The organism is Pseudomonas sp. GW822-FHT04H02 (genome assembly GCF_058800645.1).
Window position 1 is genome coordinate 127,173 of sequence record NZ_JBXAMM010000010.1, and the last position, 25,151, is coordinate 152,323.

Sequence of the window (25,151 nt, forward strand, 5' to 3'; positions counted from 1 at the left end):
TGGATAACCACACAAGACGCCCCCTAGTGGGGCGTTTTGCTATCTGTCACTTTTGTCTGGATGTCGGGTTATGAATGTCCCTCGTGAAACCATCGCTGCCATTGCTACCGCCCAGGGCCGCGGCGGCGTGGGTATCGTACGGATTTCCGGGCCCCTGGCGGGCGCGGCAGCCAAAGCCATCAGCGGCCGTGAGCTGAAGCCGCGGTTTGCCCATTACGGGCCGTTTCTCAGTGAGCAAGAAGAAGTCCTGGATGAGGGGATTGCCCTGTATTTCCCCGGGCCGAACTCCTTCACCGGCGAAGACGTGCTGGAATTGCAGGGCCACGGCGGCCCGATTGTTCTCGACATGCTGCTGCAGCGCTGCCTGGAACTGGGCTGCCGCCTGGCTCGGCCGGGGGAATTCAGCGAGCGTGCGTTCCTCAACGACAAACTGGACCTGGCCCAGGCCGAAGCCATTGCCGACCTGATCGAGGCCAGTTCGGCACAGGCTGCGCGCAATGCCCTGCGTTCGCTGCAAGGGGCGTTCTCCCAGCGTGTGCATAACTTGACCGAGCAACTGATCGCCCTGCGGATCTATGTCGAAGCGGCGATCGATTTTCCCGAGGAAGAAATCGACTTCCTTGCCGATGGCCATGTGTTGAGCATGCTCGATGCAGTGCGTGACGAGTTATCCACAGTACTGCGTGAAGCCGGGCAGGGCGCCTTGCTGCGCGATGGCATGACCGTGGTGATCGCCGGGCGCCCAAATGCCGGCAAATCCAGCCTGCTCAACGCCCTGGCCGGGCGCGAGGCTGCCATCGTCACTGATATCGCCGGCACCACCCGGGACATCCTGCGCGAACATATCCACATCGACGGCATGCCGTTGCACGTGGTGGACACCGCAGGGCTGCGGGACACCGAGGACCAGGTGGAAAAGATCGGTGTCGAGCGGGCCCTAAAGGCCATCAGCGAGGCCGACCGGGTGTTGCTGGTGGTGGACGCCACCGCGGCGGAAGCAGCGGACCCCTTCGCCCTGTGGCCGGAGTTTCTCGAACAGCGACCAGACCCGGCCAAGGTCACGCTGATTCGCAACAAGGCCGATCTGACCGGTGAACCCATTGCCCTGGAAACCTGTGACGATGGCCATGTCACCATCAGCCTCAGTGCCATGGCCGCGGGTAGCGGGCTGGAACTGCTGCGTGACCACCTGAAAGCCTGCATGGGCTATGAACAGACGTCCGAAAGCAGCTTCAGTGCGCGCCGCCGGCACTTGGAGGCATTGCGCTACGCCAGTGCCGCCCTGGAACATGGCCGGGCACAGTTGACCCTGGCAGGTGCCGGCGAACTGCTGGCCGAGGACTTGCGCCAGGCTCAGCAATCGCTGGGGGAAATCACCGGGGCCTTCAGTTCCGATGACCTGCTGGGGCGGATCTTCTCCAGCTTCTGCATCGGCAAGTAATCATCCTTCCGAGCAAGCGCCTGTGGACAACTCCCTCCGGGATACCGTCTGCGGGCGTTACCTTTATCCCCCATCCAAGCCCGCTGCGACATTGAGTAACAGCGCCCGACTGAAAATAACTGCTTTATCCCCCGGTTAATCAGCCAATAGCCGTCATATCGCAGAAGTTCGCATAAGCGCCGACTTGGTTCCCTATTTGCATCCATTTCTTGTACAGGTTTATACATCTCGGGAAATTCCCCGGCATGCGTCGCCTGGGCCGACGGTTGGAAGCCGGCTGGTCTTCATGAACCTGCATTCAAGGAGCTGAAATGGCTGACGCGGGCACTGTTCTACAGCGTGGCCTGAGCACCCGGCACATCCGCTTCATCGCCCTGGGCTCTGCCATCGGCACAGGCTTGTTCTACGGTTCGGCGGCCGCCATTCAACGGGCGGGGCCTTCGGTCCTGCTGGCCTATCTGATTGGCGGCGCAGCCATCTACCTGACCATGCGCGCCCTGGGAGAGATGGCAGTCAGGACTCCTGTTTCAGGCTCTTTCGGACATTACGCCAGCAGTTATCTGGGACGTTTTGCGGGGTTTCTCACCGGTTGGAGCTACGCCTTTTCCATGCTCATGGTGTGCCTGGCTGACGTCACCGCATTTGGCGTCTACATGGGCCTGTGGTTTCCCGATACTCCCCGCTGGATCTGGGTGCTGAGCATTGTCCTGGGCATTGGCGCCTTGAACCTGTGCAGCGTAAAGGTGTTCGGCGAGCTGGAGTTCTGGCTGTCGCTGCTCAAGGTTGGCGCCATTGTGGCCATGATCGTCGGCGGCTTTACCCTGCTGTTCTTCGGCATCCAGCTTGGGGAGGAACAAAGCCGGGGAGGGCTGGCCAATCTCTGGGAATACGGCGGCTTTTTCCCTAATGGCGTGGAGGGCATGATCGCCTCCTTCACCATCGTCATGTTCGCCTTTGGTGGAATCGAAGTCATCGGCATCACCGCCGGCGAGGCCAAGGACCCGCAGCGCATGATCCCCAAGGCCATCAACTCGGTACCGCTGCGGATCCTGATCTTCTACGTACTGACCTTGCTGATTCTGTTGACCCTGGCGCCCTGGTCGAGCATCGGTAGCCATGGCAGCCCGTTCGTGCAGATCTTCAGCAGCCTGGGGATCAGTTCGGCGGCCACGGTGCTGAATATCGTAGTGATTTCCGCCGTGGTCTCGGCCATCAACAGCGATATCTTCAGTGCCGGGCGAATGATGTATGGCATGGCGGCGATCGGGCAGGCGCCGGCAGTGTTCGCCAGGACCTCCCGCTTCGGCGTGCCCTGGATGACGGTGTTGGTCATGTCGGTGGCGTTGCTGCTGGGGGTGCTGCTCAACTACTGGATCCCGCAGGAACTGTTCCTGATCTTTGCCTCACTGGTGACCTTTTCCGTGGTCTGGGTCTGGCTGATGATCCTGCTGTCACAAATGGCCATGCGTCGTGGCATGAGTACCAGGGAAATCCACGAACTGAAGTTCCCGGTGCCCCTGGGCACTGCGGGTCAGGCCTGTGCCGTGGTTTTCATGTTGTTCATCTTCGGTGTGCTGGGCGCATTTGCCGATACGCGCCTGGCTCTGTATGTGGGGCTGGGCTGGTTGGCGCTGCTGTCGCTGGCCTATTGGATATGGATCAAGCCGGATACCACCGGCTCGGCCGCCGCCGAGCCCGGTATCGGAACTCAGGAAAAGGGATAACCCATGGGATCGTTCGAGTTGCCGCCTACAACCATTGAAGCCTTTCAGCGCGATGGCGCTGTGTGCATTCGCCAACTGTTCAGCAGCGATGAAGTCGGCCTGCTGGAGCAGGGGATCGAGCACAACCTGGCGTTTCCCAGCGAACGGGCCAAGGTCGCCAGCCGTCCGGACGACCCTGGCTGGTTCTTCGAGGACTTCTGCAACTGGCAAGAGAACCCGGCCTATCGGCAGTTCATCTTCCAGAGCCGGGTTGGCCATGTGGCTGCGCAACTGATGGGCAGCGATCAGGCTCGCCTGTATCACGACCACCTGCTGGTCAAGGAACCCAATACCCGGCAACGCACGCCCTGGCACCAGGACCAGCCGTACTACAACGTCGAAGGCCGTCAGAACTGCAGCATGTGGATGCCGGTGGACCCGGTGGCCCGGGAATCGACCCTGGAGTTCATTGCCGGCTCACACCTGGGGCCCTGGCTGATGCCGCGAACCTTTCTCGACAACCAGGCCAGGTGGTTCCCCGAGGGCAGCCTGGCTGATCTTCCGGACATCGAGGCCGATCGTTCAGCATGGAACATTCTGGGCTGGGAACTGCAGCCCGGCGACGCAGTGTTTTTCCACATGCTGACCCTGCATGGGGCCGGCGGTGTAGGCGGAAATAGACGGCGGCGGGCGTTTTCCCTGCGTTTTCTCGGAGAAGACATGCGCCATGCCCCGAGACCATGGCGAACCTCACCGGAATTCCCCGGCCTGGTCGAACAGTTGGCCGCCGGCGCCGCTCTGGAGCATGAGCTGTTTCCACGTTTGTGGCCTCGCGACCTGGCCTGAACGGTCATTTATCCACCGGCAGGTCGCGCTCGCGGCCTGTCTTTTCGCGTTATCCAGCTCCCATTTTCGTTCTTTGCCCTGGGCGAAGGGGGGTAGCTGTGGGCGTCTATCAGTGGAAAGCAGGTTTTTCTGTGGATTAAGCCCTGTGAATAACTGCCCTTCAGCTCAGTTGATAACCGGGCTCCAAAACTGAGGAAAACCACCCCTGTGGATAACCACCCCATTCATCCACAGGCTTAAACCGGTTATCCAAGGGCCTCATTGCCACCTAACCACAGACTTTAAAATCTCTGTACACATTGTAAATAAAGGGTTACAGCGATCTATCCACAGATAGTGTGCTGTATAAGAATAAACATAAAAACAAGGTTTTAATAAATCTCTCTCTTTTAATTTCTATTGTCCGCCAGTCATCCACAGCTGGTTAAATTTTGTGCAAAGGGTTCTTTAGAAAGGTCGAAGTCCCTATACTTGCCGCCTTGGTCCAAAAACCAACCCGACAACTACTCCTAATTACTCCTACTTGAAGCAGGCACGAGGTGCGTGGTGGATTTCCCTTCCCGTTTTGAAGTGATCGTCATCGGCGGCGGTCATGCCGGTACCGAGGCAGCACTTGCATCAGCACGCATGGGGGCAAAAACCCTGTTGCTGACGCATAACGTGGAAACCCTCGGTGCCATGAGCTGCAATCCCGCGATCGGCGGCATTGGCAAGAGCCACCTGGTCAAGGAAATCGATGCCCTGGGCGGCGCGATGGCCATGGCTACTGATAAGGGCGGCATCCAGTTTCGCGTGTTGAATAGCCGCAAAGGCCCAGCCGTGCGCGCTACCCGCGCCCAGGCCGACCGCATTCTGTATAAGGCAGCTGTTCGCGAGATTCTGGAAAACCAGCCCAACCTGTGGATATTTCAACAGGCGGCTGACGACCTGATCGTTGAACAGGATCAGGTCCGTGGTGTTGTGACCCAGATGGGCCTGCGTTTCTTCGCCGAATCCGTGGTGTTGACCACCGGTACCTTCCTCGGCGGACTTATCCACATCGGTATGCAGAACTACTCCGGCGGTCGTGCTGGTGATCCGCCCTCGATTGCCCTGGCGCAACGACTTCGGGAACTGCCTCTGCGTGTCGGCCGCCTGAAAACCGGCACACCGCCGCGTATTGATGGCCGTTCTGTGGATTTCTCGGTAATGACCGAGCAACCCGGCGATACCCCGATTCCCGTGATGTCGTTCCTGGGGTCGAAAGAGCAGCATCCACCGCAAGTCAGTTGCTGGATTACCCACACCAACGCCCGCACCCACGAAATCATTGCTTCGAACCTCGACCGTTCGCCGATGTACTCCGGGGTGATCGAAGGTATTGGCCCGCGTTACTGCCCGTCGATCGAAGACAAGATCCATCGCTTTGCCGACAAGGAAAGCCACCAGGTCTTCATCGAGCCCGAAGGCCTGACTACCCACGAGCTGTACCCGAACGGGATATCCACCTCCCTGCCATTCGACGTGCAACTGCAGATCGTGCAGTCGATTCGCGGCATGGAAAACGCCCATATCGTGCGCCCGGGCTATGCCATCGAGTACGACTACTTCGACCCGCGGGACTTGAAGTACAGCCTGGAAACCAAAGTCATCGGTGGCCTGTTCTTCGCAGGCCAGATCAATGGCACCACCGGCTATGAAGAAGCCGGTGCCCAAGGTTTGCTGGCCGGGGCCAACGCGGCACTGCGTGCCCAGGGCAAAGACAGCTGGTGCCCGCGTCGCGACGAGGCCTATATCGGGGTACTGGTGGATGACCTGATTACCCTGGGCACCCAGGAACCGTACCGGATGTTCACGTCCCGGGCGGAATACCGCTTGATCCTGCGTGAAGACAACGCCGACCTGCGTCTGACCGAAAAAGGTCGCGAACTGGGGCTGGTGGATGACGTGCGCTGGGCCGCTTTCTGCAAGAAACGCGAAGGCATTGCCCAGGAAGAACAACGTTTGAAGTCCACCTGGGTTCGTCCGGGTACCGAGCAGGGTGATGCCATTGCACAAAAATTCGGCACGCCGCTGACCCACGAATACAACCTGCTGAACCTGCTGAGCCGTCCGGAAATCGACTACGCTGGTCTGGTCGAAGTGACCGGGCATGGTGCTGAAGATCCACAAGTCGCGGAACAGGTCGAGATCAAGACCAAGTACGCCGGCTATATCGATCGCCAGCAGGACGAAATTGCTCGTCTGCGGGCCAGCGAAGACACCAAGCTGCCTGTGGATATCGATTACACCGGCATTTCCGGGTTGTCGAAGGAAATCCAGAGCAAGCTTGGCGCGACCCGTCCGGAAACCCTGGGCCAGGCATCGCGGATTCCCGGCGTGACCCCGGCGGCGATTTCCCTGTTGATGATTCACTTGAAAAAACGCGGCGCGGGCCGTCAGTTGGAGCAAAGCGCTTGAGTTCTATGGTCACCCCACAACACGCGGATGAGTTATCCACAGGCGCTCGCCAGCTCGGTGTCAATCTGAGCCCAACCCAGCACGAATTGCTGCTGGGTTACCTGGCCCTGTTGATCAAGTGGAACAAGGCTTACAACCTGACGGCGGTGCGCGACCCGGATGAAATGGTGTCCCGCCATCTGCTCGATAGCTTGAGCGTAATGTCGTTCATCGAAAACGGCTGCTGGCTGGATGTCGGCAGCGGTGGCGGCATGCCGGGTATTCCCCTGGCGATCCTGTTTCCCGAGTCGCAAGTCACCTGTCTGGACAGCAACGGCAAGAAAACCCGCTTCCTGACTCAGGTCAAACTCGAACTCAAGCTGGATAACCTGCAAGTTATCCACAGCCGGGTCGAAGCCTTCACCCCTGAACAGCCTTTCAACGGGATCATTTCCCGGGCGTTCAGCAGCATGGAGAACTTCACCAGCTGGACCCGCCACCTGGGCGACCGCGATACACGCTGGCTGGCAATGAAGGGCGTCCATCCCTCGGATGAGCTGTTAGCATTGCCGGCAGACTTCCACCTCGATAGCGAACACGCCTTGGCCGTACCCGGTTGCCAAGGCCAACGCCATCTGCTGATACTGCGCCGCACGGCATGATTGGGAACACAAGCAAGAATGGCTAAGGTATTCGCGATAGCGAACCAGAAAGGTGGCGTGGGCAAGACCACCACCTGCATCAACCTCGCAGCATCCCTGGTAGCGACCAAGCGCCGGGTGCTGTTGATCGATCTTGATCCACAGGGCAACGCCACCATGGGTAGCGGTGTGGATAAACACGGTTTGGAAAACTCGGTCTATGACCTGCTGATCGGTGAGTGCGACCTGGCCCAGGCCATGCATTTCTCCGAGCACGGCGGTTACCAGTTGCTGCCGGCCAACCGCGACCTGACGGCCGCGGAGGTGGTGCTGCTGGAAATGCAGATGAAGGAAAGCCGTCTGCGCAGCGCCCTGGCGCCAATCCGTGAAAACTACGACTACATCCTGATCGACTGCCCGCCGTCGCTGTCGATGCTCACCCTCAACGCCCTGGTGGCCGCCGATGGGGTCATTATCCCCATGCAGTGCGAGTACTACGCGCTGGAAGGTTTGAGCGACCTTGTGGATAACATCAAGCGCATCGCCGAACTGCTCAACCCGGAGCTGAAGATCGAAGGCTTGCTGCGCACCATGTTCGACCCGCGCCTGAGCCTGATGAACGATGTTTCCGCGCAGCTCAAGGAACACTTCGGCGATCAGCTGTATGACACCGTGATTCCGCGCAACATCCGTTTGGCCGAAGCGCCGAGCTACGGTATGCCGGCGTTGGCGTACGACAAACAATCCCGTGGCGCGCTGGCCTACCTGGCCCTGGCGGGCGAGATGGTTCGCCGGCAACGTAAACAATCGCGCGTCGCAGCCGCCCAGCCAACTTAAGGAATCCCCATGGCCGTCAAGAAAAGAGGTCTCGGACGTGGACTGGATGCACTGTTGAGTGGTCCGACTGTCAGCGCACTGGAAGAACAAGCGGTGCAGGCCGACCAGCGTGAGCTGCAACACCTGCCCCTGGACCTGATCCAGCGCGGCAAGTATCAGCCGCGTCGGGACATGGACCCGCAAGCGCTGGAAGAACTGGCGAATTCGATCAAGAGCCAGGGCGTGATGCAGCCGATCGTGGTCCGGCCCATCGGTGGTGGTCGCTTCGAGATCATTGCCGGTGAGCGCCGCTGGCGCGCCAGCCAGCAGGCCGGCCAGGAAACCATCCCGGCGATGGTCCGCGATGTGCCGGATGAAACCGCCATCGCCATGGCACTGATCGAGAACATCCAGCGTGAAGATCTCAATCCCATCGAGGAGGCGGTGGCCCTGCAGCGCCTGCAGCAGGAATTCCAGCTGACTCAGCAACAGGTCGCCGAAGCCGTGGGCAAGTCCCGCGTCAGCGTGGCCAACCTGCTGCGCCTGATCGCCCTGCCTGAGGTGATCAAGACCATGCTGTCCCACGGCGACCTGGAAATGGGTCATGCCCGTGCATTGCTCGGATTGCCGGAAAATCAACAGGTTGAAGGGGCGCGACACGTTGTCGCACGAGGCCTCACCGTGCGCCAGACCGAGGCCCTGGTTCGCCAGTGGCTGAGCGGCAAACAGGAACCTGCTGAACCGGTCAAGCCAGACCCGGATATCGCCCGTCTCGAGCAGCGTCTGGCCGAGCGCCTGGGCTCTGCGGTGCAGATCCGCCACGGCAAGAAGGGTAAAGGTCAGCTGGTGATCGGCTACAACTCCCTGGATGAGCTGCAAGGCGTCCTCGCTCACATCCGCTGAAACATTTCCTTATGTAGCGCGCAGTCGGAAATCACTACCCGGCAGTTGAATAGGGGCTGAACCGCCCCTATACTCTGCGCGCATTTTGTCGGCACAAATTATGCCAAGTTAATGAATTCTGGCAGCCGACCCTTGAGGAGCAAGAGCGATGGAAACCCGCACGCCAAACCGCTTGCCGTTTCATCGCTTGGCGGTTTTTCCGGTTTTACTGGCTCAGTTGATCATTTTACTGATAGCCGCTCTGGCGCTCTGGCAATGGCGTGGAGTCGTAGCCGGATACTCAGGCCTTTGCGGAGGACTGATAGCCTTGCTACCCAATGTGTATTTCGCTCACAGGGCATTTCGGTTTTCCGGCGCCCGAGCGGCCCAAGCCATCGTCCGGTCTTTTTATGCCGGTGAGGCGGGCAAACTGATTTTGACGGCGGTGCTGTTTGCACTGACGTTTGCAGGTGTGAAGCCATTGGCGCCGCTGGCTGTATTCGGCGTCTTCGTGCTGACCCAACTGGTCAGCTGGTTCGCTCCCCTGCTAATGAGAACAAGACTTTCGAGACCTTAGGGCGTTTGAGGCAACCATGTCAGCAGAAACAACCGCTTCGGGCTATATCCAGCACCACTTGCAGAACCTGACCTTCGGTCAGCTACCCAATGGGAGCTGGGGCTTTGCCCACTCCGCAGCAGAAGCCAAGGAAATGGGCTTCTGGGCATTCCACGTCGATACCCTCGGCTGGTCTGTCGCACTGGGTGTGATCTTCATTCTTCTGTTCCGCATGGCGGCCAAGAAGGCGACTTCCGGCGTGCCGGGCGCTTTGCAGAACTTCGTTGAGGTCATGGTTGGCTTCGTCGATGGCAGCGTGAAGGACAGTTTCCACGGCCGCAGCCCGGTGATCGCACCGTTGGCACTGACCATTTTCGTCTGGGTGTTCCTGATGAACGCCATCGACCTGGTACCGGTGGACTGGATTCCACAACTGGCCATGTTGATCTCCGGCGACCAGCACATTCCGTTCCGTGCCGTATCCACCACTGACCCGAACGCCACCCTGGGCATGGCCCTGTCGGTGTTTGCGCTGATCATTTTCTACAGCATCAAGGTCAAGGGCATCGGCGGCTTCATCGGCGAACTGACCCTGCACCCGTTCGGCAGCAAGAACATCCTGGTTCAGGCGCTGCTGATTCCGGTGAACTTCCTGCTTGAATTCGTGACCCTGGTTGCCAAGCCGATCTCGTTGGCACTGCGTCTGTTCGGCAACATGTATGCCGGCGAACTGGTGTTCATCCTGATCGCTGTGATGTTCGGCAGCGGCCTGCTGTGGCTCAGCGGCATGGGTGTGGTTCTGCAATGGGCGTGGGCTGTGTTCCACATCCTGATCATCACCCTGCAGGCCTTTATCTTCATGATGCTGACCATCGTCTACCTGTCGATGGCGCACGAAGAGAACCATTAAGACCAGTCTCGACTAGTCTGATGTCCCTCTCGTTGCGGCGAGAGGGGGCCCGTCTCGGGTCAATGAAACGATTTGTTTTACCGCTTTAATCTAAAAAACCTAAACCATACGACGTAAAAGTCGGGAGGAAAGATGGAAACTGTAGTTGGTCTAACCGCTATCGCTGTTGCACTGTTGATCGGCCTGGGCGCACTGGGTACCGCAATTGGTTTCGGCCTGCTGGGCGGCAAGTTCCTGGAAGGCGCAGCGCGTCAGCCAGAAATGGTTCCAATGCTGCAAGTTAAAATGTTCATCGTTGCCGGTCTGCTCGACGCCGTAACCATGATCGGTGTTGGTATCGCTCTGTTCTTCACCTTCGCAAACCCCTTCGTTGGTCAACTCGCTGGCTAATCACTCGATTTTTCGAGTTGATTGGTGTGACGGACAACGAACGAGCGAGGTGTTGGCGTGAACATTAATGCAACCCTGATTGGCCAGTCCGTTGCGTTCTTAATTTTTGTATTGTTCTGCATGAAGTTCATTTGGCCTCCGGTCATTGCAGCTCTGCACGAACGTCAAAAGAAGATCGCGGATGGACTGGACGCTGCCAGCCGAGCAGCTCGTGACCTGGAACTGGCCCAAGATAAAGCGGGTCAGCAACTGCGCGAAGCTAAAGCTCAGGCAGCTGAAATCATTGAGCAAGCCAAGAAGCGCGGTTCTCAGATCGTCGACGAAGCCCGTGAACAGGCTCGTGTCGAAGCTGAACGTGTGAAGGCTCAGGCTCAGGCCGAGATCGAACAGGAACTGAACGGCGTCAAAGACGCGCTGCGCGCCCAACTGGGCAGCCTGGCAGTCAACGGCGCAGAGAAGATCCTGGGTGCCACAATCGATCAAAACGCGCACGCAGAGCTGGTTAACAAACTGGCTGCTGAAATTTAAGCGAGGGCGATCATGGCAGAACTGACCACGTTGGCCCGACCTTACGCTAAGGCGGCCTTCGAGCACGCTCAGGCCCACCAGCAGCTGGCCTCTTGGTCAGCCATGCTCGGCCTGGCTGCAGCGGTGTCACAAGATGACACCATGCAGCGCGTGCTTAAGGCCCCGCGACTGACGAGCGCAGAAAAGGCCAGCACTTTTATCGAAGTGTGTGGCGACAAGTTTGATGCACAGGCACAGAATTTCATTCACGTTGCCGCCGAAAACGACCGTCTCCTGCTGTTGCCGGAGATCTCCGCTCTGTTCGACCTGTACAAGGCCGAGCAAGAGAAATCGGTGGATGTGGATGTGACCAGTGCGTTCGCATTGAACCAAGAACAGCAAGACAAACTCGCCAAGGTTCTCAGTGCACGGCTCGGCCGGGAAGTGCGACTGCACGCTGCGGAGGATGCCAGCCTTATTGGTGGCGTCGTAATCCGCGCCGGCGACCTGGTTATCGATGGCTCGATTCGCGGCAAACTCGCGAACCTTGCCGAAGCATTGAAATCTTGAGTTTGAAGGGGCAGCAGAGCAATGCAGCAACTCAATCCTTCCGAAATAAGTGAAATTATCAAGGGCCGCATCGAAAAGCTCGATGTGACCTCCCAAGCCCGTAACGAAGGCACTGTCGTCAGCGTATCTGACGGCATCGTGCGGATTCACGGTCTGGCCGACGTTATGTACGGCGAGATGATCGAGTTTCCGGGCGGCGTCTACGGTATGGCCCTCAACCTGGAGCAAGACTCCGTAGGTGCCGTTGTATTGGGCGCGTACACCAGTCTGGCTGAAGGCATGAGCGCCAAGTGCACTGGCCGCATCCTGGAGGTTCCGGTTGGTAAGGAACTGCTGGGTCGCGTAGTCGACGCACTGGGTAACCCAGTTGACGGCAAAGGTCCGCTGAACAACACCGAGACCGACGCGGTCGAGAAAGTTGCTCCAGGCGTGATCTGGCGTAAGTCGGTAGACCAGCCTGTACAGACTGGCTACAAGGCTGTCGATGCCATGATCCCAGTCGGCCGTGGCCAGCGTGAGCTGATCATCGGTGACCGTCAGATCGGTAAGACCGCTCTGGCGATCGACGCGATCATCAACCAGAAAGACAGCGGCATTTTCTGCGTCTACGTGGCTATCGGTCAGAAGCAATCGACCATCGCCAACGTGGTTCGCAAGCTCGAAGAAAACGGTGCACTGGCTAACACCATCATCGTTGCAGCGAGCGCTTCGGAATCTGCAGCACTGCAGTTCCTGGCTCCGTACTCCGGTTGCACCATGGGCGAATACTTCCGTGACCGCGGTGAAGACGCGCTGATCGTTTATGACGATCTGTCCAAGCAAGCAGTGGCCTACCGCCAGATTTCCCTGCTGCTGCGCCGTCCACCAGGCCGTGAAGCCTACCCAGGTGACGTGTTCTATCTCCACTCCCGTCTGCTGGAGCGCGCATCCCGCGTTTCCGAAGAGTACGTAGAGAAGTTCACCAACGGTGCAGTGACTGGCAAGACCGGTTCCCTGACCGCTCTGCCGATCATCGAAACCCAGGCTGGCGACGTTTCCGCGTTCGTTCCGACCAACGTGATCTCCATCACCGACGGTCAGATCTTCCTGGAATCGGCCATGTTCAACTCCGGGATCCGTCCTGCTGTGAACGCCGGTGTTTCGGTATCCCGTGTGGGTGGTGCCGCTCAGACCAAGATCATCAAGAAGCTGTCCGGTGGTATCCGTACCGCTCTGGCTCAGTACCGTGAACTGGCGGCATTCGCCCAGTTCGCTTCTGACCTGGACGAAGCGACCCGTAAGCAACTTGAGCATGGTCAGCGCGTTACCGAGCTGATGAAGCAGAAGCAATATGCGCCGATGTCCATCGCCGACATGTCCTTGTCCCTGTATGCCGCTGAACGTGGCTTCCTGACGGACGTCGAGATTGCCAAAGTTGGTAGCTTCGAACAGGCCATGATTGCTTACTTCAACCGCGATCACGCCGACCTGATGGCGAAGATCAACGTGAAGGGTGACTTCAATGACGAAATCGACGCTGGCCTGAAAGCCGGTATCGAGAAGTTCAAAGCCACCCAAACCTGGTAAGCCGCAGCGGGAGCCGCAAGGCTCCCGCTTGCTAACCTGATAGGTGTTACATGGCAGGCGCAAAAGAGATTCGCAGTAAGATTGCGAGCATCAAAAGCACGCAAAAAATTACCAGCGCCATGGAAAAAGTGGCGGTCAGCAAAATGCGCAAGGCACAAATGCGCATGGCTGCTAGCCGTCCTTATGCGGAGCGCATCCGCCAGGTTATTGGTCATCTGGCCAACGCCAACCCGGAATATCGTCACCCGTTCATGATCGACCGTGCTATCAAGCGCGTCGGTTACGTTGTGGTGAGCAGTGACCGTGGTCTGTGTGGTGGCTTGAACACCAACCTGTTCAAGGCCCTGGTCAAGGACATGGCGGTAAACCGCGAACAAGGCGTCGAGATCGATCTGTGTGTGGTCGGTAGCAAGGGTGCGGCCTTCTTCCGCAACTTCGGCGGTAACGTCGTTGCAGCTATCAGCCATCTGGGTGAAGAGCCGTCGATCAATGATCTGATCGGCAGCGTCAAGGTGATGCTGGATGCGTACCTGGAAGGCCGGATTGACCGCCTGTCCGTGGTATCCAACAAGTTCATCAACACCATGACCCAGCAGCCGACCGTGGAGCAGTTGATTCCACTGGAGGCAACCCCGGATCAAGAACTCAAGCACCACTGGGACTACCTCTACGAACCGGATGCCAAGGAGCTGCTGGACGGCTTGATGGTCCGTTACGTGGAGTCGCAGGTCTACCAGGCGGTGGTCGAGAACAACGCAGCTGAACAAGCGGCGCGGATGATCGCAATGAAGAACGCTACCGACAACGCCGGTGATTTGATCAGCGATTTGCAGCTGATCTACAACAAGGCGCGTCAGGCTGCGATCACCCAAGAGATCTCGGAAATCGTCGGCGGCGCTGCCGCGGTTTAACGGTTCAAATATTCAGAGGATCCAGCTATGAGTAGCGGACGTATCGTTCAAATCATCGGCGCCGTTATCGACGTGGAATTTCCACGCGACAGCGTACCGAGCATCTACGACGCCTTGAAGGTTCAAGGCGCCGAAACCACTCTGGAAGTTCAGCAGCAGCTGGGCGATGGCGTGGTGCGTACCATTGCGATGGGCTCCACCGAAGGCTTGAAGCGCGGTCTGGACGTCAACAACACTGGCGCAGCCATCTCCGTACCGGTCGGTAAAGCGACCCTGGGCCGGATCATGGACGTACTGGGCAACCCAATCGACGAAGCCGGTCCTATCGGTGAAGAAGAGCGTTGGGGCATCCACCGTCCAGCACCTTCCTTCGCAGAACAGGCAGGCGGCAACGACCTGCTGGAAACCGGGATCAAGGTAATTGACCTGGTTTGCCCGTTCGCCAAGGGCGGTAAAGTCGGTCTGTTCGGTGGTGCCGGTGTAGGCAAGACCGTAAACATGATGGAACTGATCCGTAACATCGCCATCGAGCACAGCGGTTATTCCGTGTTCGCCGGTGTGGGTGAGCGTACTCGTGAGGGTAACGACTTCTACCACGAGATGAAGGACTCCAACGTTCTGGACAAAGTGGCACTGGTCTACGGCCAGATGAACGAGCCGCCGGGAAACCGTCTGCGCGTAGCCCTGACCGGCCTGACCATGGCCGAGAAGTTCCGTGACGAAGGTAACGACGTTCTGCTGTTCGTCGACAACATCTACCGTTACACCCTGGCCGGTACCGAAGTATCCGCACTGCTGGGCCGTATGCCTTCCGCAGTAGGCTACCAGCCGACCCTGGCTGAAGAGATGGGCGTTCTGCAAGAACGTATCACTTCGACCAAGCAAGGCTCGATCACCTCGATCCAAGCGGTATACGTACCTGCGGACGACTTGACCGACCCGTCGCCAGCGACCACCTTCGCCCACTTGGACGCCACCGTCGTTCTGTCCCGTGACATCGCTTCCCTGGGTATCTACCCAGCGGTAGACCCACTGGACTCGACCTCCCGTCAGTTGGACCCGAACGTGATCGGCAACGAACACTACGAGACCGCTCGCGGCGTTCAGTACGTACTGCAGCGTTACAAAGAGCTGAAGGACATCATTGCGATCCTGGGTATGGACGAGCTGTCGGAAACCGACAAGCAGTTGGTATCCCGCGCTCGTAAGATCCAGCGCTTCTTGTCGCAGCCGTTCTTCGTGGCTGAAGTCTTCACTGGTTCTCCAGGCAAATACGTTTCCCTGAAAGACACCATCGCTGGCTTCAAAGGCATCCTCAACGGTGACTACGACCACCTGCCAGAACAAGCGTTCTACATGGTCGGCGGCATCGACGAAGCGATCGAGAAAGCCAAGAAACTGTAATCCCGGCGCCCGGCAACGGGCGCTAATTTAGGTTGAGGCAAGCAGATGGCTATGACAGTCCATTGCGATATCGTCAGCGCGGAAGGGGAAATCTTCTCCGGTCTGGTGGAGATGGTGGTTGCGCACGGTGAACTGGGTGATCTTGGTATCGCTCTGGGTCACGCACCGCTGATCACCAACCTGAAGCCAGGTCCGATCCGCTTGATCAAGCAGGGCGGGGAAGCCGAGGTGTTCTACATCTCCGGTGGTTTCCTCGAGGTTCAGCCGAACATGGTCAAGGTTCTTGCCGACACCGTGCAACGTGCTGCCGACCTGGACGAAGCCTCCGCTCAGGAAGCCGTCAAGGCTGCTGAGAAGGCCCTGAATGAAAAAGGCGCAGATTTCGACTACGGTTCTGCTGCTGCACGTCTGGCCGAGGCCGCAGCTCAGCTGCGTACCGTCCAGCAGATCCGCAAGAAGTTCGGCGGCTAAGCCGCAGGCTTTCTGCGTGATTGATTAAAAAGGGTAGCCTCGGCTACCCTTTTTATTTTCCGCCATTCACCCCCTCTGGTCGCAGTCGCCGACCACCCAGGATTGGTAGCCAGTCATGTCTCTCGAAATCGTTATCCTCGCCGCAGGCCAGGGCACCCGCATGCGTTCGGCGCTGCCCAAGGTTCTTCACCCGGTCGCCGGCAACTCCATGCTCGGGCATGTTATCCACAGCGCCCGGCAACTCGATCCACAGCGTATTCATGTGGTGATCGGCCACGGTGCGGATGCGGTGCGTGAGCGTTTGGCGGCCGATGACCTGAATTTCGTGTTGCAGGACAAGCAACTGGGCACCGGTCATGCGGTGGCTCAGGCCGTGCCTTTTATCACTGCTGACACGGTGCTGATCCTCTACGGCGACGTGCCGCTGATCGAAGTCGAGACCCTGCAGCGCCTGCTCAAGCAGGTGGGGCCTGAGCAACTGGGCCTGCTTACCGTCGAGCTGGACGACCCTACCGGCTACGGGCGCATCGTTCGTGATGCCGACGGCAAAGTCGTCGCCATTGTCGAGCAGAAGGATGCTGACGAAGCCACCCGCGCCATCACCGAAGGCAACACCGGCATTCTCGCAGTGCCCGGCAAGCGCCTGGGCGACTGGACCGGCCGGCTGTCCAACAACAACGCCCAGGGCGAGTACTACCTCACCGACGTGATCGCCATGGCGGTCAGCGACGGCCTGATCGTCGCCACCGAGCAGCCCCACGACGCCATGGAAGTGCAGGGCGCCAACGACCGCAAGCAACTGGCCGAGCTGGAGCGGCACTACCAGCTGCGGGCCGGCCGCCGGTTGATGGCCCAGGGCGTGACCTTGCGCGACCCGGCACGTTTTGATGTGCGTGGCGAAGTCATCGTTGGCCGTGATGTGCTGATCGACATCAACGTGATTCTCGAAGGCCGGGTAGTGATCGAGGACGACGTGGTGATCGGCCCCAACTGCGTGATCAAGGACAGCACCCTGCGCAAGGGCGCGGTGATCAAGGCCAACAGCCACCTCGATGGCGCGGTGATGGGCGAGGGCAGCGATGCCGGCCCGTTCGCCCGACTGCGTCCCGGTACCGTGCTGGAAGCCAGGGCTCATGTGGGTAACTTCGTCGAACTGAAGAATGCCCACCTGGGCCAGGGTGCCAAGGCCGGCCACCTGACCTACCTGGGCGACGCGGTGATCGGTGCGCGCACCAACATTGGCGCCGGCACCATCACCTGCAACTACGATGGGGTGAACAAGCACAAGACGATCATGGGCGAAGACGTGTTCATCGGCTCCAACAACTCGTTGGTAGCACCTGTGGATATCTCCTCCGGCGCCACCACGGCTGCCGGTTCCACCATCACCCAGGATGTGGCCCCGGCTCAACTGGCGGTCGGCCGCGCCCGGCAGAAGAACATCGACGGCTGGAAACGGCCGGAGAAGATCAAGAAGGACTGAGGTTATCCACAACCGCGGAACCCTGTTCGCCGGCAAGCTGGCTCTTACACCCATCTGTAGGAGCCGGCTTGCCGGCGATTTTTTTCACCTGTGCGCTTGACGAAGTTTCGATCTTGGGTTTTTATTGCTTCCGTTATCTTTCGAATCGAAACTTAAAGCCATCATGTCAAAACGCAACACACCTCAACGTCGCCACAACATCCTCGCCTTGCTCAATGGACAGGGCGAAGTGAGTGTCGACGAGTTGGCCAAGCGTTTCGAAACCTCTGAAGTTACGATTCGAAAGGACCTGGCCGCCCTGGAGAGCAATGGCTTGCTGCTGCGCCGCTACGGTGGAGCGATCACCATGCCCCAGGAACTGGTCAGCGATATTGGCCAGCCCGTATCCCTCTACAAGCAGGCCATTGCCCGCGCTGCGGTGCAGCGTATCCGTGAGCATGCCCGGATCATCATCGACAGTGGCAGCACCACCGCCGCGATGATCCCCGAGCTGGGCCTGCAGCCTGGCCTGGTGGTCATGACCAACTCGCTGAATGTGGCCAACGCCCTGAGCGAGCTGGAGCACGAGCCGGTGCTGTTGATGACTGGTGGCACCTGGGACCCGCATTCCGAGTCCTTCCAGGGCCAGGTGGCCGAGCAGGTTCTACGCTCATATGACTTCGACCAGCTGTTTATCGGTGCCGATGGCATCGATCTGGCCCGTGGCACTACCACCTTCAACGAACTGCTGGGTTTGAGCCGGGTCATGGCCGAAGTGGCCCGGGAAGTGGTGGTGATGGTCGAATCCGACAAGATCGGCCGCAAGATTCCCAACCTGGAGCTGCCGTGGAGCAGTGTCCATACCCTTATTACCGATGATCGCCTGCCCTTAGAGGTCCGCGACCAGATCCAGGCCCGCGGCATAACTCTGATTTGCGCGGCTGTCAGCTAGGAGAGAAACCATGTGTGGAATTGTTGGCGCCGTTGCTGAACGCAATATCACCGCCATTTTACTGGAAGGCCTCAAGCGCCTCGAATACCGCGGCTACGACAGCGCCGGTGTGGCGGTCTATACCAATGCCGGCAAGCTGGAGCGCATGCGGCGCCCGGGCAAGGTCAGCGAACTGGAGCAGGCCCTGGCCAGTGAGCCGCTGGTCGGCCGCCTGGGCATCGCCCACACCCGCTGGGCCACCCACGGTGCGCCATGCGAACGTAATGCCCACCCGCATTTCTCCGGCGACCTGGCGATCGTGCACAACGGCATCATCGAGAACCACGAAACCTTGCGCGCTCAGCTCGGCGCCCTGGGTTACGAGTTCACTTCGGACACCGACACCGAAGTCATCGCCCACTTGCTGAACCACAAGCTCAAGGACTTGGGAGACCTCACCAAGGCCCTCAAGGCCACCGTCAAGGAGCTGCATGGTGCCTACGGCCTGGCCGTGATCAGCGCCAGCCAGCCGGACCGTTTGGTTGCGGCCCGCAGCGGCAGCCCGCTGGTGATCGGCCTGGGCCTGGGGGAAAACTTCCTCGCCTCCGACCAGTTGGCCCTGCGCCAGGTCACCGACCGCTTCATGTACCTGGAAGAAGGTGATATCGCCGAAATCCGCCGCGACAGCGTGCAGATCTGGGACATCAACGGCAAGGCCGTGGAACGCGAGGCGGTGCAGTACCGCGACGGCGCCGAAGCGGCAGAGAAGGGCGAGTTCCGCCACTTCATGCTCAAGGAAATCCACGAGCAGCCATCCGTGGTGCAGCGCACCCTGGAAGGCCGCCTGAGTGCCAACCAGGTACTGGTCCAGGCCTTCGGTCCGCAAGCCGCCGAGCTGTTCGCCAAGGTGCGCAATGTGCAGATCGTCGCCTGCGGCACCAGCTACCACGCCGGCATGGTCGCCCGTTACTGGCTGGAAGAACTGGCCGGTATCCCCTGCCAGGTGGAAGTGGCCAGCGAGTTCCGCTACCGCAAGGTGGTGGTGCAGCCCGACACCCTGTTCGTGACCATCTCCCAGTCCGGCGAAACCGCCGACACTTTGGCCGCTCTGCGCAATGCCAAGGAGCTGGGCTTCCTCGCCAGCCTGGCGATCTGCAACGTCGGCATCAGCTCCCTGGTGCGTGAATCGGACCTGACCTTGCTGACCCAGGCCGGTCGCGAGATCGGCGTGGCCTCCACCAAGGCCTTCACCACCCAACTGGTGGGCCTGCTGCTGCTGACCCTGTCCCTGGGCCAGGTACGTGGCACCCTGGCCGCCGGCGTGGAAGCCGAGCTGGTGGAAGAGCTGCGTCGCCTGCCGATCCGCCTGGGCGAAGCCCTGGCCATGGATGGCGTGGTGGAAAAAACGGCCGAGCTGTTTGCCGACAAGCACCACACCCTGTTCCTCGGCCGTGGTGCCCAGTACCCGGTGGCGATGGAAGGCTCGCTCAAGCTCAAGGAGATTTCCTACATCCACGCCGAAGCCTATCCGGCCGGCGAGCTCAAGCACGGCCCCCTGGCGCTTGTGGATAACGACATGCCGGTGGTTACCGTGGCACCGAACAACGAGCTGCTGGAAAAGCTCAAGTCCAACCTGCAGGAAGTGCGCGCCCGTGGCGGCGAGCTGATCGTGTTCGCCGACGAGCAGGCCGGCATGACCAATGGCGAAGGCACCCACGTGATCCAGATGCCGCACATCCACGACATCCTCTCGCCGATCCTCTACACCATCCCGCTGCAGCTGCTGTCCTACTACGTGGCCGTGCTCAAGGGCACCGACGTCGATCAGCCGCGCAACCTCGCCAAGTCGGTGACCGTGGAGTGAGTTATCCACAGTGACCGCCCAGGTGCTCGCTCTTGCAACAAGGCGCTCCAGATGAGCGCCTTGTTGCAGGGGGCTGCTTCACATGGCGCCGACTCAGTTGGGCGCTAGCAGCGAGCGAAAGCGTGAATCGCTGCGGGTTGGGGCCAGGGTGTACAGCTGTTCTTTCTTGTCGATCCAGGTGTAGAGCGCGTATTCCTTGTCGCTGTCACCAACGTGTTTGCCCAGGCCATAAACCGAAAGATGACTGCTCGGGGTATTGCCATACGTGTAGAACATTGAGCAGGTGCGGTTACGTTGTTTGTCGCGCCAGGTGTAGTGATGGACAGCTTGATTGCCAATGTACAGGGGCTCGCCATCCACCGTCAGGTTGCCACGATCAAGGCGATCGAAGAGGAAGTTCATGGCTTCGATCTCGAAACCATCATGGTTGAATTGGTCAAGGTTGCCGACCAGCGTGATTGCAGGATTCAAAGTGGGCATATCAGGCCTCTCTCTACTGTGATGGGTTGCCAAATTGGCAAGCCCATCTCAGCGCCATGCCGCTGCCAGCATCAGTAGGAAACAATTCCGCGACAGCATTCGGGGCGATATTTCCTTGGGCCGGCGAGACAGTCTTTAATCTTCACTATCACTCAAGTGATGGTCCTGGATCATCGAAGCTGACACAGCAAGAGGGGAGCCCAGCCGGGCTCCCCTCTTTGTTATTTCCCTTTGCCTGCCTGCAGCGCTCGTCGCTCAGGCGTGGCGGTGCTGAACAGCGCTCAGCGCGAATGCTGTATCGAAACAATGTCGCCAGTCGACGCGTCGATATCCACCCTGAACATTGCCTGGTCACGCTGACGGCTGAACATGCAGGTAAAGATGCTGGGCGAAACCTGCGGGAACTGCTCGAACCAGCTGTAGATACCTGCTTCGAGCTGGCCATTGATCAGTAACTGGTCGGCAATCCTGATCTGTTGCTGGCGGTCGCCGGAGACCACGTAGAGGGTTGCGGCCACGCCCGTATCGTCATCGTTCCACAGGATGGCCAGGTGTTGCCGATCCGGCACCACGATCGCCAGCAGGCCGCGGCTGTTGACCACGCTCAGGAGCTGTTCCTGCCAGCGCCAGCGAGCCTCGACGACCCGGCAAGGAGACCACCCCAGGGCGATCATCTGGTCCACCGTCATGTTTTCGTCGATGACCTTGCCGTCTTCGCGGATCCGCTCGAAATCACTAATCACAACTTTCACTCCACAGGCAGCACACCAGGCGTGCCGACAATTTTCAGATTCCTGTCACCGACGAACTCCACCTGCTGTACGCCGCCCTTGTAGTTCTCCAGCGGGCCGGTGATACCACTGTGAATCTTTTGCGGTGCGGTGGTTTCGACGGTGATCACATGGGATACGTCTGTCTTGAATCGATCGAGGATCACCAGTTTATCCCGAGCATAGGCCTGGCTGGGAATCGGCTCGGGGGCGGCGAAACCTCCGAAGGCTGGCTTGCCCTGCATGATGGCTTCGGCCTGGCCCTTGGCGACGACCATCTGGTATTGCCTTCCCGGTGGCACTATTTCGGTCTTGACCTGGGTGCCTTCCAGCCAAGCCGGCAAGTTGCCCTCGGCGACCATCGCCTCGTTGACCTGGGCGGCCGTGCGCACCTCGAGCACCTGCGACTGGTTGGCCAGTCGCGCAGCATTGCGTTCGGCGCTCAGCTTGGCCATTTTCGGCCCGGCGCCGAGCAGCGCCAGGCCGGCGATACCTTGCAGCAGGTCACGGTAGCCCGGGCCGAGCCGGTCGCCGAGCTGGCCCAGCAACTCCATGCCGCCATAGATCGCGGCCCCCACCGCCACGGTGGTCAGCAGGGCCGCGAGGCCGGCCATGGCGGCCAGCACCAGCGCGCCGGCGGCGGCGACCAGGCCCAGCGCCTCCAGGCCGGTATGCAGCCAGCCCTCGATATCCAGCACGAATTCCACCTGCAGCGTCGGACCGCCGATGAAGGTGTTCGGGCTACCGGACTTGATATGCGCACCGCAGGTCATCTTACTGCTCAGTCGCGCCGCCGGCTTGCCGTTGATGTACACGGTAGCGCTGCCTTCGGCGATGGTGACCGGGAAGGGCCAGGGGGGATGCGCCACGGGAAAGCCGGTACAGGAACTGGACACGTCCTCGCCGGCACGCATGGCATTGCGCAAGTTGACGAATACGTTGGGACTGCCCCTTATGAGTTCACCGGTGGTTGGCTCGGGCAGATCGAAGATGGTCGACAGCCCCTTCACCAGCTGGAACATCGACAGGCCACCGGCGGCGACCGAACCCGCCAGGATCACCACCGCCAGGCCGCCTGTTGCCGCGGTCGCCGCAATGATGGCCGCGCCAATGAGAGCGCCTGCGACCGCGCCGGCGAGCATGGCAGCAACTCCGAATCCATGGGCGATGTCGTCGCCCAACCGCGCTGCGGCCTGTACATCCATGCTGAGACTCCGCCTGCGATGCGATACGCATCTTCCCTGGGGCCAGTGGGTGGCCCGAGCGGCGGATTATCAAAGAGTAACCGGGGGCGCGGCAAGAGCTGGAAGGCAGTCTGTCGTCACAGGGGACCACTAGCGCTTCACGCCGCCGGCGGGAAGGAACCAAACGGCTGGGGTGCACCCTTGTCCTTGCTCGCCTGTCCGCGTTGGATCTTCGAAAAACAATTGAAATCAGAGCGTTATTTTTGTGCGACAGTTTTGGTTCTGCGAATCCACTGCGAGTGCCAGTGGACGCCCCGGCGAATCCCGACTTGTGCACAGGCCGGAATTTTTTAGCGCGCTAATGGAAAACCAATGACACTTCGCCTGATTCATGGATGGATGATCGTTCTGATGGTGGCTGTCCTGGGCCTGGGAGTCCTGACCCCAGTGCTCTCCAACAGCCTCTTGCTGCTGATGGACCGAACCAATTTCATTCCTGCTGAATCGTCCATCTGGACCTTTGAACCGACCCTGATCAACCAGGGTTCCTCTTCCTATTGGCTATACGGTGAAGATCAGCAGTACTACTTCTATTTTTCCTACGCCCAAGACCAACCTTACCGGTTGATTGCCAAAACCAACCGTTGCCCCGGATTCGACAAGCACGAGGTGCAGACCTGGTGCGCTCCCTGACGTCGTGGCCGTGGATTATGCTGCGCGTGCGGGGCGCCTGTCGGGCGGGCGCTGCCAGGTGAGATAAGACATGGACAGGTTTCAGGAAATGCAGGTGTTCGTCTGTGTCGCCCAGGAGCAGGGGTTCGCCGCGGCTGCGCGGCGCCTTAACCTGTCGGCGGCCAGCGTCACCCGGGCCGTGGCAGCCCTCGAACAGCGCATCGGCACCCAGTTGCTGGTACGCACCACCCGCAAGGTGCACCTGAGCGAAGCCGGGCAACGTTATCTGGAGGACTGCCGACGCATTCTCGCCGAGGTGCAGGATGCCGAGGCCTCGGCCGCCGGCATCCACGCCCAGCCACGGGGGCAACTGAGCCTGACTGCGCCGGTGCTGTTCGGCGATCTGTTCGTCACCCCGCTGCTGGTGCGCTACCTGCAGCGTTATCCACAGGTCAGCATCAACGCCTTGCTGGTGGACCGAGTGGCGAACATGGTGGATGAAGGCATCGATGTGGCGGTGCGCATCGGCGAATTGCCGGACAGCGGCCAGCACAGCATCCGAGCAGGCCAGGTGCGCCGGGTGGTCTGTGCAGCCCCCGGATTCCTGGCGGCCCAAGGTTGCCCCCAGCACCCCGATGACCTGCGCCAGGCTCCGCTGATTGCGCCATCCTCCACCGGCCAGGCGCGCCACTGGCAATTCAACGACGCCGGGCGCGCTCTGAGCCTGCGCCCGGAACCGCGGCTGCTGGTGAGCGCCAACCAGGCCGCCATCAGTGCCGCCTGCCTGGGGCTGGGCCTGACCCGGGTGCTGTCCTATCAGGTGGCCGATCAGGTCGCTGCCGGCCAGCTGCAGATCGTGCTGGCGGATTTCGAGCTGCCGCCCTTGCCGATCCACGTGGTGTACCAGGGCGGTCGCAAGGCGCCGGCGCGGGTACGCAGCTTTGTCGATTTCGCCGTGCAGGCCCTGCGCGAGCATCCATCGCTCAATACTTGATCAGCTTTATTGCACTGGCTGAAATGCCGGATTGCGATTTCTGGTGATTCTGTTGTTTTGCGTCATGGACCAAGATGGCCCTGCCAGCGCGGCCCTTCGACCGCGTCCCAGCCTGCGGAGTCGAGCATGTCCCTGCTTCCCATCAAGTTCTACAACTTTCCCCGGTCCGGCCACGCTCACCGTGTCGAGCTGATGCTGTCGCTGCTGGACCTGCCTACCGAAACCATCTTTGTCGACCTGGCCCAGGGTGCCCACAAGCAGCCCGAGTTCCTGGCCCTCAACGCCTTTGGCCAAGTACCGGTGATCGATGACCAGGGCACGGTGCTGGCGGACTCCAACGCGATCCTGGTGTACCTGGCGCAACGCTATGGCCGCGGCCGCTGGTTGCCCACCGACCCGGTGGGCGCGGCGCAGGTACAGCGCTGGTTGTCGGTGGCGGCGGGGCCGATCGCCTTCGGTCCGGCGGCGGCGCGACTGATCACGGTGTTCGGCGCCACCTTCAATGCCGAGGAGGTCATTGCCCGGGCCCACGGCCTGCTCAAGGTCATGGACCAGGAACTGGCGAACCGGCCGTTCCTGGTGGGTGAACAGGCGACCATCGCTGACGTCGCCGGCTACAGCTATATCGCCCACGCGCCGGAGGGCAACGTGTCCCTGGCCGATTATCCCAACGTGCGGGCCTGGCTGGCGCGGATCGAGGCCTTGCCGGGCTTCGTGCCCATGCCGTCCACGGCGGCGGGGCTCAAAAGCGCCTGAGGCGCA

General features: G+C 60.1%; 25 protein-coding genes. 22 read left to right on the plus strand and 3 right to left on the minus strand.

Features of this window, described 5'->3' with window-relative positions; all coding sequences use genetic code 11:
- Nucleotides 1-70 precede the first annotated feature (70 nt).
- The 19 genes from mnmE (at nt 71) to glmS (ending at nt 20,289) form a co-directional block, all read left to right on the plus strand.
- Nucleotides 71-1,441, plus strand: coding sequence for a tRNA uridine-5-carboxymethylaminomethyl(34) synthesis GTPase MnmE (gene mnmE / locus AC1RMG_RS31515; protein WP_041120513.1), 1,371 nt, complete (start codon nt 71-73; stop codon nt 1,439-1,441).
- Nucleotides 1,442-1,752: 311 nt separating this feature from the next.
- Nucleotides 1,753-3,165, plus strand: coding sequence for an amino acid permease (locus AC1RMG_RS31520; RefSeq protein WP_072443369.1), 1,413 nt, complete (start codon nt 1,753-1,755; stop codon nt 3,163-3,165).
- 3 nt (nt 3,166-3,168) lie between these two features.
- On the plus strand, nt 3,169-3,990 hold the full coding sequence (locus AC1RMG_RS31525; RefSeq protein ID WP_072443371.1) for a phytanoyl-CoA dioxygenase family protein: 822 nt from the start codon (nt 3,169-3,171) through the stop codon (nt 3,988-3,990).
- 546 nt (nt 3,991-4,536) lie between these two features.
- Complete coding sequence (mnmG, locus tag AC1RMG_RS31530) at nt 4,537-6,429, plus strand: tRNA uridine-5-carboxymethylaminomethyl(34) synthesis enzyme MnmG (protein ID WP_220223481.1); 1,893 nt, start codon at nt 4,537-4,539, stop codon at nt 6,427-6,429.
- 5 nt (nt 6,430-6,434) lie between these two features.
- Nucleotides 6,435-7,070 (plus strand): 16S rRNA (guanine(527)-N(7))-methyltransferase RsmG, encoded by a 636-nt coding sequence (rsmG, locus tag AC1RMG_RS31535; protein ID WP_493171034.1) that lies wholly within the window; start codon nt 6,435-6,437, stop codon nt 7,068-7,070.
- Between the two features lie 18 nt (nt 7,071-7,088).
- Nucleotides 7,089-7,886, plus strand: coding sequence for a ParA family protein (locus AC1RMG_RS31540; RefSeq protein ID WP_011064388.1), 798 nt, complete (start codon nt 7,089-7,091; stop codon nt 7,884-7,886).
- 9 nt (nt 7,887-7,895) lie between these two features.
- Complete coding sequence (locus AC1RMG_RS31545) at nt 7,896-8,768, plus strand: ParB/RepB/Spo0J family partition protein (protein WP_011064387.1); 873 nt, start codon at nt 7,896-7,898, stop codon at nt 8,766-8,768.
- A gap of 148 nt (nt 8,769-8,916) precedes the next feature.
- Nucleotides 8,917-9,324 carry a F0F1 ATP synthase subunit I gene (locus tag AC1RMG_RS31550; protein ID WP_015637573.1) on the plus strand — a complete coding sequence of 136 codons (408 nt, stop codon included), beginning with the start codon at nt 8,917-8,919 and terminating at the stop codon, nt 9,322-9,324.
- A gap of 16 nt (nt 9,325-9,340) precedes the next feature.
- Nucleotides 9,341-10,213 carry a F0F1 ATP synthase subunit A gene (atpB, locus tag AC1RMG_RS31555; RefSeq protein ID WP_011064386.1) on the plus strand — a complete coding sequence of 291 codons (873 nt, stop codon included), beginning with the start codon at nt 9,341-9,343 and terminating at the stop codon, nt 10,211-10,213.
- A 132-nt stretch (nt 10,214-10,345) separates the two neighbouring features.
- The gene (atpE, locus tag AC1RMG_RS31560; RefSeq protein WP_002555987.1) at nt 10,346-10,603 is read left to right on the plus strand and encodes a F0F1 ATP synthase subunit C; all 258 of its coding nucleotides are present in this window, start codon (nt 10,346-10,348) and stop codon (nt 10,601-10,603) included.
- Between the two features lie 57 nt (nt 10,604-10,660).
- Nucleotides 10,661-11,131 carry a F0F1 ATP synthase subunit B gene (locus AC1RMG_RS31565; RefSeq protein WP_011064385.1) on the plus strand — a complete coding sequence of 157 codons (471 nt, stop codon included), beginning with the start codon at nt 10,661-10,663 and terminating at the stop codon, nt 11,129-11,131.
- A gap of 12 nt (nt 11,132-11,143) precedes the next feature.
- Entirely contained in the window at nt 11,144-11,680 is a 537-nt protein-coding gene (locus tag AC1RMG_RS31570) for a F0F1 ATP synthase subunit delta (RefSeq protein WP_011064384.1), read from the plus strand.
- A 21-nt stretch (nt 11,681-11,701) separates the two neighbouring features.
- Entirely contained in the window at nt 11,702-13,246 is a 1,545-nt protein-coding gene (gene atpA, locus AC1RMG_RS31575) for a F0F1 ATP synthase subunit alpha (RefSeq protein ID WP_011064383.1), read from the plus strand.
- Between the two features lie 50 nt (nt 13,247-13,296).
- Nucleotides 13,297-14,157, plus strand: a complete 861-nt coding sequence (gene atpG / locus AC1RMG_RS31580; protein ID WP_011064382.1) for a F0F1 ATP synthase subunit gamma — start codon at nt 13,297-13,299, stop codon at nt 14,155-14,157.
- 27 nt (nt 14,158-14,184) lie between these two features.
- Nucleotides 14,185-15,561, plus strand: coding sequence for a F0F1 ATP synthase subunit beta (gene atpD, locus AC1RMG_RS31585; protein ID WP_011064381.1), 1,377 nt, complete (start codon nt 14,185-14,187; stop codon nt 15,559-15,561).
- A gap of 45 nt (nt 15,562-15,606) precedes the next feature.
- Entirely contained in the window at nt 15,607-16,032 is a 426-nt protein-coding gene (locus AC1RMG_RS31590) for a F0F1 ATP synthase subunit epsilon (RefSeq protein ID WP_011064380.1), read from the plus strand.
- 115 nt (nt 16,033-16,147) lie between these two features.
- A complete protein-coding gene (gene glmU / locus AC1RMG_RS31595) occupies nt 16,148-17,515 on the plus strand; it encodes a bifunctional UDP-N-acetylglucosamine diphosphorylase/glucosamine-1-phosphate N-acetyltransferase GlmU (protein ID WP_194237784.1) in 1,368 nt (455 codons plus the stop codon).
- A gap of 160 nt (nt 17,516-17,675) precedes the next feature.
- Nucleotides 17,676-18,446, plus strand: coding sequence for a DeoR/GlpR family DNA-binding transcription regulator (locus AC1RMG_RS31600; protein WP_401155227.1), 771 nt, complete (start codon nt 17,676-17,678; stop codon nt 18,444-18,446).
- A gap of 10 nt (nt 18,447-18,456) precedes the next feature.
- Nucleotides 18,457-20,289, plus strand: a complete 1,833-nt coding sequence (gene glmS, locus AC1RMG_RS31605; RefSeq protein WP_493171007.1) for a glutamine--fructose-6-phosphate transaminase (isomerizing) — start codon at nt 18,457-18,459, stop codon at nt 20,287-20,289.
- Between the two features lie 93 nt (nt 20,290-20,382).
- Here the strand turns inward: glmS and AC1RMG_RS31610 are convergent, their stop codons facing one another.
- The 3 genes from AC1RMG_RS31610 to AC1RMG_RS31620 all read right to left on the minus strand — a co-directional run bounded on the left by AC1RMG_RS31610 (nt 20,383) and on the right by AC1RMG_RS31620 (nt 22,744).
- Complete coding sequence (locus AC1RMG_RS31610; protein ID WP_015637570.1) at nt 20,383-20,769, minus strand: hypothetical protein; 387 nt, start codon at nt 20,767-20,769, stop codon at nt 20,383-20,385.
- 281 nt (nt 20,770-21,050) lie between these two features.
- A complete protein-coding gene (locus AC1RMG_RS31615; RefSeq protein ID WP_011064375.1) occupies nt 21,051-21,512 on the minus strand; it encodes a hypothetical protein in 462 nt (153 codons plus the stop codon).
- 5 nt (nt 21,513-21,517) lie between these two features.
- Nucleotides 21,518-22,744: a PAAR domain-containing protein gene (locus AC1RMG_RS31620; protein ID WP_015637569.1), complete on the minus strand. Its 1,227-nt coding sequence runs from the start codon at nt 22,742-22,744 to the stop codon at nt 21,518-21,520.
- Nucleotides 22,745-23,095: 351 nt separating this feature from the next.
- Between AC1RMG_RS31620 and AC1RMG_RS31625 the strand changes: the two genes are divergently transcribed.
- The 3 genes from AC1RMG_RS31625 (at nt 23,096) to AC1RMG_RS31635 (ending at nt 25,145) form a co-directional block, all read left to right on the plus strand.
- Nucleotides 23,096-23,416 (plus strand): hypothetical protein, encoded by a 321-nt coding sequence (locus AC1RMG_RS31625; protein WP_011064373.1) that lies wholly within the window; start codon nt 23,096-23,098, stop codon nt 23,414-23,416.
- A 70-nt stretch (nt 23,417-23,486) separates the two neighbouring features.
- Nucleotides 23,487-24,389 (plus strand): LysR family transcriptional regulator, encoded by a 903-nt coding sequence (locus tag AC1RMG_RS31630; protein WP_493171009.1) that lies wholly within the window; start codon nt 23,487-23,489, stop codon nt 24,387-24,389.
- Nucleotides 24,390-24,515: 126 nt separating this feature from the next.
- Nucleotides 24,516-25,145, plus strand: a complete 630-nt coding sequence (locus AC1RMG_RS31635) for a glutathione S-transferase family protein (RefSeq protein ID WP_011064371.1) — start codon at nt 24,516-24,518, stop codon at nt 25,143-25,145.
- The last annotated feature ends 6 nt before the right edge of the window (nt 25,146-25,151 follow it).